Consider the following 13,488-nt stretch of genomic DNA (forward strand, 5'->3'; position numbering starts at 1 on the left):
CTGATGGGGAACACTTCTCTGGGAATCCGGAAGAACAATACTCAAGCGCTTAAAATCGTCATCGGAGCCCGTTGCAGCGGCAACAAAAGCCCTCTTGGGAACCGATCATCGGTACCTCACTGTCCAAACCGCGACGTTCACGATCCAGGGAACGCCGAGGCCGAGAAGGGTCTTCTATACGGCGAAAGTTCATGGGGCCGGCTTATACGGGGATTGCCGGATCGATCCAGTCGATGGTTTGCACCGCGCCCCACACCATCACGCCGGTCATGGCGAGCGAGCACAGCGCGGCGAAGAGGGCGACCAGGAGTGCGAGGCCGTCCTCTTCCAGGTAGGCCACCGCCAGCAGCATGATGACCAGTGCCGGCACAACCTGGCTCATGGGCACCGGCGAGACCAGGGTCAGCCCCACCAGCAGCATCGCCAGCCCAACCAGCGGCCTCGCGGCTTCGAACACAATGGGCCAGCGCGGCCTGATCAGTCGCTCAACCCAGGCGAGCCGCGGCGCGACGGCGGCGATGACGCGCTCCAGCCGCGCGACGGCGACCTCGCGGCGGGCCATCGCCCACGGCAGCCGGGCGGCATCGTGGCCCAGCATGAGCTGGATTGCCGGCCACGCAATCAGCAGGCCGACGATGGTGGACGCGCCGGGAAGCAGGGCGACGATCGCCATCACCAAGAGCGTGAGGCCGAAGGAGCGCTCGCCGAGCTCGTTTATCAGCCAGCCGACCGATACGCGAGCGCCCTCTGCCCGGTCCAGCATGCGCAGGAGATGCACAGAGGTCGGGGTGAGAGGGGAGGGGGCATCGGGTTCCCGGGCCACTGGCGCGGCTCCTTGGCAATCCGGATGGGATTGGCGCGCAGTTTGAAAGCGGACCGGCGCCGACGCAAGCTGGTTCGCTTCGTCGTTGGCCGTCACAAGTCATCGCCGTCGGCTCGCCCGACAAGTTGCATTCGACCCCAGCGACGGAGGCTCACGGCGCGATCTGCACCTCGACCGACATGCCCTGAAACGCGTCGGTTGCTCCATGGAAGGCGCCGCTGATCGGCATTACCTGGTTTATGATGCGTCCGACGGCGACAGGGATGAGGTTGAAGCCGCCGACGCCGCGATTGGTCGGATCGAAGGTGATCCAGCCCGCTCCCGGCAGGAAGATCTCGGCCCACGCATGGGTCGAGCCGGCGTCGCCCGCGCCGCGGTCGGGATTGTAGAGATAGCCCGAGATGATTCGCGCGCCGAAGCCCAGGCTGCGCGCCGCCTCGATGAACAACACCGCAAGATCGCGACACGATCCCCAGCCGCGCTCCAGCGTCTGCAGCGGCGATTGTGTGCCTTCCTCCTCGCGGCTCTGGTAGGAGATCCTCTCGAAAACGCCGGTGGCCAGGTCTTTCAACAGGGCCAGCGTGTCGGTCTCCTGGTTGAGCACGAAGCCTCGCGCCCACTGGGCCAGCCAGTTCGATGGATCGGGATAATGCGACTCCGCGAGCGCCGCGAGATCGATTCTCTCGTCTGGCGAATAGTCGAACGGATAGCGGATGGCCGACGCTGCGATGTCGAAGACCGGCCAGGGCGCAGCAGCCAGCTCGACGACCGCCAGGCTTTCGATCACGAGCCGTTCGGTGGCTCGCGCAAACTGCGCGGTGGCGACTGCGTTGCCGAAGATGTCATTGGTCCATGACAGGGTCGCCGCCGGCGCGACGTCGAGCTTGCCCGACAGCAGGCGCAGGTCGTGGCCCTCGCGCGGGCGCAGCATGAAACGGTGCGGCCCGAGCTGCACCGGCTCGCGATAGCAATAGGTCGTGCGGTGGCGGATATTGAGCAGGTTCATCGGCAGCTTCGGTCGGTCGCGGGTTCAGCCGGCGGAGAACAGCTGCAATCCGGATGACCAGAGGCTGATGGCGCCGCCTAGCGCGGCGAGGGCCAGCAGGCCGAGCAGCGCGTCGTGCGCGATCGAGCAGAACTCCGTGCGGCAGCGGAAGTAGGTCATGAATCCTGCTCAAGTCTGTGATCGTGGCTATCGCCGGAACGATCATCGTCCGAGCGACGCTAGTTGGAAATGGTGACGACGGGCGTCTCTTGCGAGGTGCAATACCCGGATTCTTTTCCCCGGCGTGCAGCCGAATGGCCTTTACATCGCAACTTTCCGCGCGTCCGCTTCAGGTTTCGCGACGCTGAACCGACGGCGCGGGGGCTGCCGGGGTGGCCGCCAGGACACGCCTCCTGACGGCGGCGCCAATCGCCGCGAGGACGGGTATGGAAAACATCGAGAGGGTCGAGGCGACGAGGATGGTCTGGCCCAGCGTGCGATCGAGCAGCTTCTCCGTCATGGCCGACTGCAGGACGACGAACGCGAACTCGCCGCCGGCGGCCAGGAGCAGTGCCGTCTCCAGCGCGGCGGCGCGCCCCAGCCGCCACAACCGCGCCAGTCCGAAGACGATGGCACCGTTCAGGGCCGTCACGCCGACCATCAGACCGAGGATGAGCGCAGGAGCTGCCGCGAGACGCGACAGGTCAAGGCTGATGCCGACGGATACGAAGAACAGTCCCAGCAGGAGGCCCTTGAACGGCTCGACCGTCCTTTCGATCTGCTTGCGATGCTCCGTCTCGGCCAGCAGCAGGCCGGCAATGAAAGCGCCCAAGGCCATCGACAGTCCGACCATTGCAGCCGCCAGCCCCGCACCGATCACCACCAGGAGAGAGGCTGCCATGAACAGCTCCGGGCTGTCCGCCCGGGCGACAGATCTCATCATCGGGCGCAGCACGAGACGACCAAGGGCGACGAGGCCGAGCAAGCCGAGCGCGGCCGGTGCGAATGCGATGAGGGGCTTGAAAGTGAAGTCGTTGTCCTGATGACTTCCCAGAAACGCGATCGTCACGAGGATCGGCGCCACCGCCAGGTCCTGCAGCAGCAGGACCGAGAAAGTCGCGCGGCCAGCCCTCGAATGCTGGCGCTTCTGTTCCGCCAGCAGGGGCATTACGATGGCCGTCGACGAGAGCGCCAACGCCATTCCCAGCACCGTCGCGGTGACCGCGCCGTGGCCCAGAAGGGTCGCGATGACAGCAATCGCGGTGGCGCAGGCGATCACCTGCAGGCCCCCGAGGCCGAACACCAGGCGCCGCATGGTCCAGAGGCGATCCCACGATAGCTCGAGGCCGATCATGAACAGTAGGAACACCACGCCGAGCTCGGCGAGATGCGCCACCTGCGATGGGCTTTCGATCGTCAGATAGGCCAGCCACGGCAGCGACTGATGAAGGGCGCCGAGGCCGAACGGGCCCAGCAGCACGCCGGCGGCCAGGAAGCCGAGGACCGGGCTGATCTTCCAGCGCCGCAGGATCGGCACCACGACGCCGGCGGTTGCCAGGAAGAGCACGACGTCCTTGTAGTCGCCGCCGGCTGCGTCACCTGCCATCATGACTCCTGCCGCGGTCGTGGGTGGCTAGCATACGCCCGTCGCCGCGGCGTCCGCCGCGAGTGCTGCAGCTAGCTCGTCGGGATCGACGGCGATCGCCTCGCGCCGCTGGCCGGGCGCGGGGTTGGCGGGAAGGTGCAAGGTGGTCACCAGCCGGCGAAAGGCGACGAACGACAAGCCCGGGATCTGCTCCTCCTCGGTGACGACCGCGTAGGTCCCGGGGGGCTGGACGGCGTCCACTCCGGTCAGGAGAAACGGACGCGTAAACGTAACCATCGTCTCGGTGATGCGCGTCGACAGGGTATGCCTCGATTCAGTGACGCCATTTCTTGGCCGGCGGCAAGCCATCGGTGACATCGATATGGGCCGCTTGCTCAAGGGGCTTGTGCCGATTGGACGAGAACCGAACCGTGAGCACGCCTCTGTCCTCTGTGAAGAGGCGCAAATCGTTGCGGCCGATGGCAAGACCCAGCGCGTCGGCGGGCATGCGCAGTTCGCCCGACGCTACGACCTTGCCGGTGGGCATGAGGTAGCCGTCCAGGTCGTAGTCGGCAGGACCGAAGCCCTCGCCGTCCGAGCTGGCCAGGCTGCCGGTCCCACGCATGACCCCAAGATAGTGCATCGCCATATACAGATTCCTTCCCATTCTTACCGCTTCGGGAAATGGGGCCATCCCATCTCTATCCGACAGTTCAAGCGTCGCGACACATGTCGGCTGCGAAAGCGCGTCTCGAGAGGCGCCCAAACACATCACCTCGTTACAGTTGTGAAGGTGGGCAGACTGCATGCCCAACCCGTCATCGAATTTGGCTCGGCTCGACCTGAAGTAAGAGCCGTGCCCGCAATCGTGCTGAACGATGAAGACACGCACGAGCGGCAGGCCGGTCGGCAGGGCAGTTTCAAGGCTCCTTGGCCTCTGATCAGCGGCTGCGCGAAGGCCCCAACGGCCCGCCGCACCTCGATGCCCGAGCGATTCGGCGCTCGGTCGGCATCCATGACGCTGTCCTTTGTGCGACAGGATCGACGATGATGTCGACGGAATGTATATGAGACGTTCGATTGCCCATTACAATGTATCCTTGTAAAGGGCGTGCGAAGCGCCCATATGCAGTTAGTCGACAAACGGACTGATGATTTGGCCGCGCCGTGCACCTTAAGGCGCCTGCCAGCGACTTGATCCCGAAAACCAATGCGAATTCGACAGCCAGCCCTCTGCGCCAAGCACCGGGCGGCTATGCATTTCTTCAACTAAGCAGTGAAAGGGTTCTCCTCATGTCTATGGGAACCGTGAAGTGGTTTAACTCGTCCAAGGGCTTCGGCTTCATTCAGCCGGATAACGGCGGCAAGGACGCTTTCGTCCATATCAGCGCCGTCGAACGGGCCGGCCTCAACCACCTGGTCGAGGGCCAGAAGATCGAGTTCGACCTGGTGTCGGATCAGCGTAGCGGCAAGCAGTCCGCCGAGAATCTCAAGACCGTCGCCTGACCCTCGGATCGCCGTTTCCTCTTTCCGGCTGACCACGAATGTACTGGTCGCCGGAGCGAGGAATGAGGCGTCGCATCTCTCCAAAAGAGGGAAGAGCGGGACTTGTCATTCGGCGGGTCGCTCGTGGTCCGGCGTAACCAACGAGGCCGCCCATGAGCCGCGCAAGCACCGCCAATGTCTCACGCCTATTCGAGCTTACCGACGATGAGGCGATTACCCTGCGGCGCATCGCCTTCAGCGAAGCGGAAGTCCGTTCCCTGCGTCGCGGCGACGTCGATCGCCTGCTGAAGCTGCGTCTCATCGCCGAGGCCAAGAACAGCTTGGTCCTTACGATCTCGGGGAAGGAGCATTTCGATTCGCTGCCCCGCTCCATCTTTGCCGCCAAACTGTATCAGCGCAACGGCTGGTAACCGACAGGTTTGCCCATGCATCATCTGCACATTGCGACGTGGCGCGTTCGTGCTTTCCGCACGGTTGTGTCTTGAAAAGCTGGAAGGAGTGGCTCGTGCCGCCGGTCTTGTTTCCGGCGCTGCTCGTCATCGTCATCGTCGCCTATGCGATTTTTCGAAGTTGACGGCTTTGGTAGCCGCGGATCAGGAGCATTGGATGGATAACCTCCAGAGGAAGCGGGGGCGACTGCGGCTTGAACTCGTGGCCGCGTATGGTGCCTGGCTGAAGGTTGCCGAAGACCGGGCAAGGTCGACGCTTCGTCATATCGTGGTCGAGCTATCCGGCAGCCCCCAGGAAACCCGGACAGAATGGCTCGAGTATCTGGCTGCAAAGAAGCGGTTGGTGCTGGCCTACGCCGAGCAGTCCGCAACAGCCTAGTTGGGGGACATGCCGCGACATTCCCCGGAAACACGACGACCGCTGGGCACCCTTGCGTGGCGTCAGTACGACGTCACGCTGGACTCAGGTCATTGTGTGAAGGTGGGCTTCTCGCTCGCCGACCCTCATGACGAGACGATCGCGGAAATCAGCCGCAAGCACAGTGCTTCCAATCTGGGCTTCATCGTCATCCTCGATGACCCAGACTCGCTGGAAGAGGTCGTGCTATGGCTCCGCCAGGCCGGCTCGCTGACGATGATGTCCCAGAACGGCGCCATGCTGATCGGCGACGAAATGAAAACGCTACTGCCCCGGTACTTCACCGTATTCTTCGATGAAATCAGGCATATCGCGCCAGACCTGGCAGATGTCTTGTTGGTCGGCGTACCGAAGGCGAGCAAGAAGCATCTCAATTGATCGGCCATTCTGCGGTGGCTTGGCGACAGGACGATAGGCTGCACCACATAGCAGCTCCTCGCCGCTATTTGAAAAACGAATGGTAGCTTCAGGGCTTGCCGCTTTCACGCGCCGCCGCTGGAAATGAAGTGAGCCTCTCCGTGCTCCAGGTCAGGAATGCGCCTCGTGCGCCAGGCGATCGAAGTCATCGAGGACGGCGGCGATCAGCGTGCGGCGGCGAGTGTCTTCGGTCGGCAGCATGGCGGCATATAGCGCCAGCACGTAGCGCGCCTTCTCGGCCGCTTCGGGCCAGGTGGCGGCGGGGGCGGCGAGGAGATGCGCCTCGAGCTCGCTCTGGCGCTCGCGCAGGATCTTTTCGTTGGCCTCCACCTCCGACAAGAGTCGTCGCAGATCCGTGGCTTTCTGCGCCGCCATTCCGCGGCGGGCGTCGAGGTCGATCGGCTTTTCGGTCATGACGGGTGCGCCTCTGTTCGGAAAATACGGCAACAACGGCGAGCCGACGGCGAAGCGCTCGGCGCTGCGATCAGACGACGGACAAGGAAGGTCCGAATACCCACAGGTTATCAGGCGGCCGTGATACTGTCCTGCATTGCAATGCTCCCGCGCTAGGGGAGGTTGTCCATGAAGACTCCCGGCCGGTCGCTCAGCCCGATTCGCGATGGGACTTCTTGAATTTGCCGCGCGCTGCCAGTACGCCCCTGTGGGTCAGCATGACGCTGCGTACCGGGACAGGACCGCAGGCCAGCAGCTCGTGCTCGCGCGCATATTCGAGAGCCGCGTTCAATTCCTTAGTGTGGTCCTCGTCAAGCCGGCCGCATACCACATCGATGTCGACCCAGTGGAGGTCCTCGCCCGTCAGCTCGTGAAGGGTCTTGCAGATGCGCAAGGCGATATGTTTGGGCTGCACAGATTTGGCCATGTCCGCCTCTCAGGAGCCAACGGCGTCGTCGATGTTCCACAGGGGGGCAGGGGAATCCTGTCGCCGCCCAGGCAAACGAGGCCGCCGGGCGGCGGCCTCGCGGCGTCGAGGTCCAGTGCCTCAGATGTTGCGGCTGTTGCGCAAGGCATCGGCATCGCGTTGCGCCACCTCTTTCGTGAGCCCGTACTTGGCGACGAGCTGGGTGACCAGGTCGTCGTTGCTCGTGAGGTTATTCAGCTCCTGTTCGCTGAACTTGCTCCACTTCACGCGGATATCCTGCAGCAGCACCTTCTTGGCTTGCGCAGCATCGGCCGGCATTGTCTTGTCGACGGGGATCGTTGCGGCGTTCGCCTTCGGTTGATCGGACATTTTGGAGGTCCCCTTTCCGGGAGCGGCCGTTTCTCGAACGAGATCGTTCGAACAGCACACCAGGGACATGGCGACGCCGGGCTCCGATTAACAGGTGACGCGTGGCTTATATATCTTCCAGGGAACAACCGATTAGGCTCGACTCCGGGCACTTCGTGCGGACCGTTTCTGCCATATGGCGGTGCGCTCCTCGTGCGCTCCAGCAATGAGGCTTCATCACAGTGATTGCGCTAAAATCTGCGGTTGTCGGGCACGACGATACGCCATGGCGCGTGGACGGCGACGCACAGACCGGATCGACCGGCAGCAGCGCAGCCGCACTTGGGCGCGGTACAGGTGGCTACCTGCCTCAGCGTGATTGCCAACGGGTGATAGACGCGACGCGCGCTGAAGTATAACAAGAAACCACCATCGCCCGCGTAAGCCGGCCTGCGATGGCTGAGAGAGACGTGCGCTCCCGCCCCGACCGCTGGAGGCGCGCGATGAAGAAATGGCTCGTACTGCCGGTCGTGTTCCCGATCTTCCTGATCCTGCTGATTGTCGGCCGCGCGCTCCCGCGCACGCTGACGTGAGGCCGTCCGCGGCCGGAAAGCGACGTCACATGAATCTTCCCAAGGACACCAAGCCCCTGATCTGGGGCGCCGTCGGCGGCGCCGTGCTGTGCATGGCGCTCGGCTTCACCTGGGGCGGCTGGATCACCGGCGCCACCGCGCGCAAGGAGGCCGCCATCGCTCAGCACGACGGCATGGTCGCCGCGTTGGCGCCGATCTGCGCCGAGCGCTTCCGTAGCGAGGCCGACGGCCCGGCCAGGCTTGCCGATCTCACCAAGGCGAGCTCGTGGGAACGCGGCGGCATAGTCGAGCGGGGCGGCTATGCTCTGATGCCAGGATCCAAGACCAGCAACAGCGATGTCGCTCGTGCCTGCGCCGAGATGCTCGCGAATCCGGCGTCACCGAAAACCTGAAGCGCGGCCGCCCTTCACGGGCGACGAAGACCTCTTCGCTCACGGGCCGCGCGTCAGTGGCCCGCTTACCTGGGCGAGGAATGGTCATGCGGCAAACGCGAGACCAAAAGCCCCAGCAGAAAATTGATCCCGGCGGTGGCTCGGCCTTCATTTCCGGCCGCTCACAGCAACTCCGGTCGCAGCGTCGCCCTTCGGCGCACGTAGCGGTGCGCAGGAAGGACTTCTCGATGGCAGGACAACGACCCGACCAGATCGCTCGCCGCGTCGTGCGCGACATCATGATCTACACGCGCGGCATCAAAATGCGTTGGGTGCCGCTGGAGACCGTGGCGCGGCGCCTGGAGCTGAACGACACCGGCGCAACGCAGGCGGCGCTGATGCTCGCCGAAACCGCGGGATGGCTGACGGTCAAGGACGGCGAAAGCCTTTGCCTCACCGACGCCGGCCGGCAGATCGCGACGCGGTAGCCGGAGGGCCGCGCCGATCGACGTCGGGCGTCGGACCGAAGAGTCTTGGACGACGCATGGAGGCGATCAGCAGCGTGCGGTTTGTTGTCGGTAGCCGTCGAAGTATTGGCTTCCGCAGGGGACGCGCTGCTGAACGACGTCGTCGCGGTAGCCGCTCTGGCCGCGGTTCGTCACGGTCACCGTCCGATAGCCGTCGTTCCGGTAGTACTGGTTGTTGTAGTACGCTGGCGCCGGCTGATAGTAACCCGTTGGCGCAGGCTGGTAATAGCCCGTCGGTGTGGGCTGATAGTAGCCGCGCGGTGCGGGATAGCTGTCGCCTTGGCATGCCGCCGCGGTCATCCCGATGCCCGTAACGAGAAGCAGTTTCGGAAGAAGCCTCAACATCTCTATTCCTCCCGGCAGATGCCTGATCGCACCTGCGAGCCGGTCACTCTCTTCAGTCATTCTGTCTTCTTGACGACGGAAAACGGTCCGAGGAGCGACAAGGTTCCCGCCCATCGCTTTTGTGCAGTAGGCGAGGCTAACCGGAACCCCGAATGCCGCTTTCCTCGCACAGGCCGGTCACAACGGCCCGCTGCCGCGGTGTGCTGCCGATCTCGACGAGGACAAAATCCGGTTTCTCCGGCGTGCCGGCGATAACCCCGATGAAAGGCGCCAGACCGAGAAGGCGGCCTTCGCTGTTGCGGCCGTCGACCAGGCCGCAGACCGTCACTTTCCCATGGCTATTGCGGGCGGCTCGCATCTCTCCGAACCGGGCCGATGAGCCGTCCTTGAGCCACACCATCACCCCAGCGACGATGGCTTCCTGCTGGAGTGGTGTCAGGGGAACGGGCTTGCCGGCGTCGATCGATGCTCCAGGTGGCGCCGGCGGAAGATCGCTATAAGGGGGCTGCAGCGTGATGGGATAATGCGAAACGTCGAATTTGCATCCGCACGCGAGCAGGGCTGCGATGAGCACGAGATGGCGCAGCGCTTGCACAGTGGATCTCCCCCACAGATCACTGAACCCTTGGCGGGTTCAATGCAGCCCACTCCGGTAGGCCCGTCCAGATGAGGCACCGCCCGATCTCCGGCGAAAACATCGAGTACCGGCAAACTAGGGCAGCCTGCTCCTCTGGAACGACTTCACTGCCAACGCGGCCACCAGTCCGCCAAGCGCTATGCCACTGAAGCCGATGACGATGGCCAGTATCTGCGTAAGCGGTCGGGTCGGCACGTAATCGCCATAGCCGATCGTAAGTCCGGTGATGAAGGCGAAGTAGAGGCCCTTGCCGATGCCCCAGCCTTCGACCAAGCCCACGATTGCTCCCAAGACTGCCTGCAGCACGAGCAAGCTCGATAGCACGGGCCAGGTGATCCGGATGCCCTCCAGCAAGGAGTAGAGGTAGAGGCGACGCAGCGCTTTCGGGGAACGATCGGGCATCGGTCCTCAGTCTCCTGGTCCTGGCGAGGTAACGCCAAAGAGTGACTTCGTTCGGATCCTAGGTGGATCGCCGACGGAAGAGGCGGTCAGGCAGGGCTTTCAGCGTTTCGCGGATCTTCTGGAACAACACGTAGAGTCCAGGAATGATGAAGATGCCCAGGCAGCTAGCGGCCAGCATGCCGCCGAAGACGGCCGTGCCCACCGCCCGCTGGGTCGCGGCGCCCGCGCCCGTTGCAATGACGAGCGGCACCAGGCCGACGATGAAGGCGAAGGAGGTCATCATCACGGCGCGGAAACGCAGGCTCGCCGCCGTTGTCGCCGCCGTCACGGCATCGGCGCCTTTCTCGCGCTCGGCCATGGCGAACTCGACAATCAGAATGGCGTTTTTCGCTGCGAGGGCAATCAGCACGACGATGCCGATCTGGGCGAACAGATTGTTGTCGAGCCCGCTCAGCCACAGCGCCGCCATGGCACCAAACAGGCCGGCCGACACCGACAGCAGCGCCGCTACCGGGATCGCCGTGCTTTCGTACAGCGCGACGAGGAAGAGGTAGGCGAACAGAAGGGCAAGCGCCAGGATGAAGCCGGTCTGTCCCGCAGCTGCCTTCTCCTGGAAGGCCGTTCCGGTCCATTGGTAGCCGTAGCCGGCGGGTAGTGCCGTCTTTGCAAGCGTTTCCATGGCGGCCATCGCCTGGCCCGAAGAGTAGCCCGGTGCCGGGCCGCCATTGATGGTGACGGAGCGCAGATTGTTGTAGCGGATGACCTGTGCGGGTGCAGTGACCAGCCGGATCTCGGCGATCGCGCGAAGCGGGATGAGTTCGCCGGAGGCGTTTCGTATGCGCACGCGGTAGACGTCGCGGGCGACGCGCCGGTCACTTGCTTCCGCCTGGACCTTCACCTGCCAGGTCCTGCCGAACAGGTTGAAGTCGTTGGCATAGTAGCCGCCCATGGCCGTCTGCAGGGCATCGAACACGTGGGCGATGTCGACGCCCAGGATCTGGGCGCGCTCCCGGTCGAGGTCGAGATAGATCTGCGGCGTCGCCGCTCCGTAGGTCGTGTAGACGCCGGCCAGCTCGGGAACGCTCTGGGCTGCCGAGACGAGACCGCGCGCGGTCGCGGCCATGTCGGTCGGCGAGGCTCCTGTACGGCTTACGAGCTGGAACTCGAACCCGGCGGACGTGCTGAGGCCGATGATGGGCGGCAGGTTGAACGGGATGATGGTCGCGGCCGCAATCCGGCGGAAATCCTGGTTGAGCTGGTCAAGGGCCGCGAACACCGACATGCCGGGAGCCTTGCGTTCGTCGAACGGCTTCATCGCCGCCACGAAGAAGGCGCGGTTGGGCAGGTTGAGGCCGTCGAGCATGCTGTAGCCGCTGACGGTGAAGAGGTTCTGCAGCCAGGGCTTGCCGCGGACGATGCCCTCGACCTGCTCGACGACGGCCAGGGTCCGGCTCGTCGATGCGGCATCCGGCAACTGGATCTCGCCCATGAAGGCGCCCTGGTCTTCGTTGGGCAGAAAGCCGGTGGGTACGATGCGTGCCAGCCCGCCGGTCCCGGCAATGAAGGCCAGGGCAAGGAGGCCTGCGATCAGAGCGCGGCGCGCCAGCGGCGTGGCAAGGCGCACATAACCGTTGCGGCTGGCGTCGATGCCGCGGTTCAGGCGGGCAATGATGCCTCTGCTCTTGCCGCGGTGGCGCAGGACCAGGGAGCAGAGTGCAGGGGACAGGGACAGGGCGTTGATGGCCGAGATCACCATCGATGCCGACACGGCCACGGCGAACTGCTGGTAGAGCTGGCCGGTGATGCCGGGAATGAAGGCCGTCGGGACGAAGACCGACAGCAAGACCAGCGTGATGGCGATGATAGGGCCCGTTACCTGGCTCATGGCCTTTTCGGTGGCCTGCGCCGGCGTCAGGTCGGGTTCCGTCTCGAGGATATGCTCGACGGCTTCGACGACGACGATCGCATCGTCGACCACGATGCCGATGGCAAGCACCAGGGCCAGCAGCGAGATCGTGTTGGCCGAGAAGCCCATGGCCAGCATGATGGCAAAGGTGCCTATCAGGGCAACCGGCACGGCGACGATCGGAATGATCGTGGCACGAAAATTCCCGAGAAAGACGAAGACGACGATGCCGACCAGGATAAAGGCCTCGAAGAGGGTATGGATCACGGCCTCGATCGTCGCCTCTACGAAAACCGTGGTATCGTACATGACTTCGTAAGCGACATCCTCGGGCAGCAGCGGATCGAGCTCCTTCAGCGTCTCGCGGACGCCCTTGGCTGTGGCGAGCGCGTTGGCACCGGGCAGCAGGTAGATCTGAATGCCGGCAGCCGGCTTGCCGTTGTAGCGGCCGACCGAGTCGCTCGACTTGGCTCCCAATTCGACCCTCGCCACGTCTTTCAGCCGGACGACCGTGCCCTGCGGGTTGGTGCGGACGATGATGTCCTCGTATTCCTTGACCGTCGACAGGCGGCCCTTGGTCGTGATGTTGAGTTCGAGTTCGACGGGCCCCATCAGCGGGGCGGCCCCGACGCGGCCGACGGCGGCCTGGATGTTCTGCGACTGGATCGCCTTCACGACGTCGTCGGTCGAAACCTCCAGGCTTGCCAGGCGATCGAGCGAGAGCCAGGCGCGCATCGCGTAGTCGAGCGGGCCGAACAGAACGGCATCGCCCACCCCCGGCACGCGCCGCAGGTTGTCGAGCATCTCGATGGTGGCGTAGTTCGACAGGAATTGACCGTCCCGGCTGCCCTTGGGCGAATGGACCGCCACGAGCTGCAACAGGGCCGAGGACTGCTTCTTGACCGTAACGCCGTTGCGTTTCACCTCCTGCGGCAGACGGGCGGAAGCCTGGTTGACGCGATTGTTTACATTGACCGTATTGAGGTCGGGATCCGATCCGACGGCGAAGCTCACCGTCAGCGTGTAGCTACCGTCGCCGCCCGATACCGACTTCATGTAGATCATACGCTCGACGCCGTTGACCTCGGCTTCGATGACCTGGGCCACCGTCGCCTCGACCACGGACGCCGAGGCGCCGGGATAGGTCGTCGTCACGCGCACCTGTGGCGGGACAATGTCGGGGAACTGCGACACCGGCAACGCCGATGCCGCAATCAGGCCGGCGATCGTGATGACCGCCGAGATGACGAACGCAAAGCGCGGGCGGCGAATGAAGATCGAGGAAATGGTCATTGA

General features: G+C 64.2%; 19 protein-coding genes. 6 read left to right on the forward strand and 13 right to left on the reverse strand.

What is annotated here, in order from left to right; genetic code table 11:
• Window positions 1-202: 202 nt before the first annotated feature.
• The 6 genes from BN60_RS09420 to BN60_RS09440 all read right to left on the reverse strand — a co-directional run bounded on the left by BN60_RS09420 (window position 203) and on the right by BN60_RS09440 (window position 4,042).
• Entirely contained in the window at window positions 203-919 is a 717-nt protein-coding gene (locus BN60_RS09420; protein ID WP_342626619.1) for an exopolysaccharide biosynthesis protein, read from the reverse strand.
• A 55-nt stretch (window positions 920-974) separates the two neighbouring features.
• The gene (locus tag BN60_RS09425; protein WP_020695785.1) at window positions 975-1,829 is read right to left on the reverse strand and encodes a transglutaminase family protein; all 855 of its coding nucleotides are present in this window, start codon (window positions 1,827-1,829) and stop codon (window positions 975-977) included.
• Window positions 1,830-1,853: 24 nt separating this feature from the next.
• A complete protein-coding gene (locus BN60_RS31620) occupies window positions 1,854-1,988 on the reverse strand; it encodes a hypothetical protein (RefSeq protein ID WP_020695786.1) in 135 nt (44 codons plus the stop codon).
• A gap of 169 nt (window positions 1,989-2,157) precedes the next feature.
• Entirely contained in the window at window positions 2,158-3,417 is a 1,260-nt protein-coding gene (locus tag BN60_RS09430; protein WP_020695787.1) for a cation:proton antiporter domain-containing protein, read from the reverse strand.
• 24 nt (window positions 3,418-3,441) lie between these two features.
• Window positions 3,442-3,690: a hypothetical protein gene (locus BN60_RS09435; RefSeq protein WP_020695788.1), complete on the reverse strand. Its 249-nt coding sequence runs from the start codon at window positions 3,688-3,690 to the stop codon at window positions 3,442-3,444.
• A gap of 37 nt (window positions 3,691-3,727) precedes the next feature.
• On the reverse strand, window positions 3,728-4,042 hold the full coding sequence (locus tag BN60_RS09440) for a hypothetical protein (protein WP_020695789.1): 315 nt from the start codon (window positions 4,040-4,042) through the stop codon (window positions 3,728-3,730).
• 644 nt (window positions 4,043-4,686) lie between these two features.
• Between BN60_RS09440 and BN60_RS09445 the strand changes: the two genes are divergently transcribed.
• From BN60_RS09445 to BN60_RS09460, 4 genes are all read left to right on the forward strand, one after another.
• On the forward strand, window positions 4,687-4,899 hold the full coding sequence (locus tag BN60_RS09445; RefSeq protein WP_020695790.1) for a cold-shock protein: 213 nt from the start codon (window positions 4,687-4,689) through the stop codon (window positions 4,897-4,899).
• A 152-nt stretch (window positions 4,900-5,051) separates the two neighbouring features.
• Entirely contained in the window at window positions 5,052-5,309 is a 258-nt protein-coding gene (locus tag BN60_RS09450; RefSeq protein ID WP_020695791.1) for a hypothetical protein, read from the forward strand.
• A gap of 196 nt (window positions 5,310-5,505) precedes the next feature.
• The gene (locus BN60_RS09455) at window positions 5,506-5,727 is read left to right on the forward strand and encodes a hypothetical protein (protein WP_020695793.1); all 222 of its coding nucleotides are present in this window, start codon (window positions 5,506-5,508) and stop codon (window positions 5,725-5,727) included.
• A 9-nt stretch (window positions 5,728-5,736) separates the two neighbouring features.
• Window positions 5,737-6,144, forward strand: coding sequence for a hypothetical protein (locus BN60_RS09460; RefSeq protein ID WP_148283366.1), 408 nt, complete (start codon window positions 5,737-5,739; stop codon window positions 6,142-6,144).
• A gap of 150 nt (window positions 6,145-6,294) precedes the next feature.
• Here BN60_RS09460 and BN60_RS09465 read toward each other — a convergent pair whose 3' ends face one another.
• From BN60_RS09465 to BN60_RS09475, 3 genes are all read right to left on the reverse strand, one after another.
• Window positions 6,295-6,597, reverse strand: a complete 303-nt coding sequence (locus tag BN60_RS09465; protein WP_020695795.1) for a hypothetical protein — start codon at window positions 6,595-6,597, stop codon at window positions 6,295-6,297.
• A gap of 190 nt (window positions 6,598-6,787) precedes the next feature.
• Complete coding sequence (locus tag BN60_RS09470) at window positions 6,788-7,063, reverse strand: hypothetical protein (RefSeq protein ID WP_020695796.1); 276 nt, start codon at window positions 7,061-7,063, stop codon at window positions 6,788-6,790.
• A gap of 120 nt (window positions 7,064-7,183) precedes the next feature.
• Entirely contained in the window at window positions 7,184-7,432 is a 249-nt protein-coding gene (locus BN60_RS09475; protein WP_020695797.1) for a hypothetical protein, read from the reverse strand.
• Window positions 7,433-8,033: 601 nt separating this feature from the next.
• On the opposite strand from BN60_RS09475, the gene BN60_RS09480 reads away from it, so the two are divergent.
• Together BN60_RS09480 and BN60_RS09485 are read left to right on the forward strand one after the other, a co-directional pair.
• Window positions 8,034-8,396, forward strand: a complete 363-nt coding sequence (locus BN60_RS09480; RefSeq protein ID WP_020695799.1) for a hypothetical protein — start codon at window positions 8,034-8,036, stop codon at window positions 8,394-8,396.
• 227 nt (window positions 8,397-8,623) lie between these two features.
• Window positions 8,624-8,863, forward strand: coding sequence for a hypothetical protein (locus tag BN60_RS09485; protein ID WP_020695800.1), 240 nt, complete (start codon window positions 8,624-8,626; stop codon window positions 8,861-8,863).
• A gap of 66 nt (window positions 8,864-8,929) precedes the next feature.
• Here BN60_RS09485 and BN60_RS09490 read toward each other — a convergent pair whose 3' ends face one another.
• The 4 genes from BN60_RS09490 to BN60_RS09505 form a co-directional block, all read right to left on the reverse strand.
• The gene (locus BN60_RS09490; protein WP_148283367.1) at window positions 8,930-9,307 is read right to left on the reverse strand and encodes a hypothetical protein; all 378 of its coding nucleotides are present in this window, start codon (window positions 9,305-9,307) and stop codon (window positions 8,930-8,932) included.
• A gap of 76 nt (window positions 9,308-9,383) precedes the next feature.
• Window positions 9,384-9,842 carry a hypothetical protein gene (locus BN60_RS28760; protein WP_020695802.1) on the reverse strand — a complete coding sequence of 153 codons (459 nt, stop codon included), beginning with the start codon at window positions 9,840-9,842 and terminating at the stop codon, window positions 9,384-9,386.
• A gap of 117 nt (window positions 9,843-9,959) precedes the next feature.
• Entirely contained in the window at window positions 9,960-10,286 is a 327-nt protein-coding gene (locus BN60_RS09500) for a potassium channel family protein (RefSeq protein WP_020695803.1), read from the reverse strand.
• Window positions 10,287-10,344: 58 nt separating this feature from the next.
• Window positions 10,345-13,485, reverse strand: coding sequence for an efflux RND transporter permease subunit (locus BN60_RS09505; protein ID WP_020695804.1), 3,141 nt, complete (start codon window positions 13,483-13,485; stop codon window positions 10,345-10,347).
• Window positions 13,486-13,488: the final 3 nt, after the last annotated feature.

The organism is Reyranella massiliensis 521 (genome assembly GCF_000312425.1).
Taxonomy (GTDB): Bacteria; Pseudomonadota; Alphaproteobacteria; order Reyranellales; family Reyranellaceae; genus Reyranella; species Reyranella massiliensis.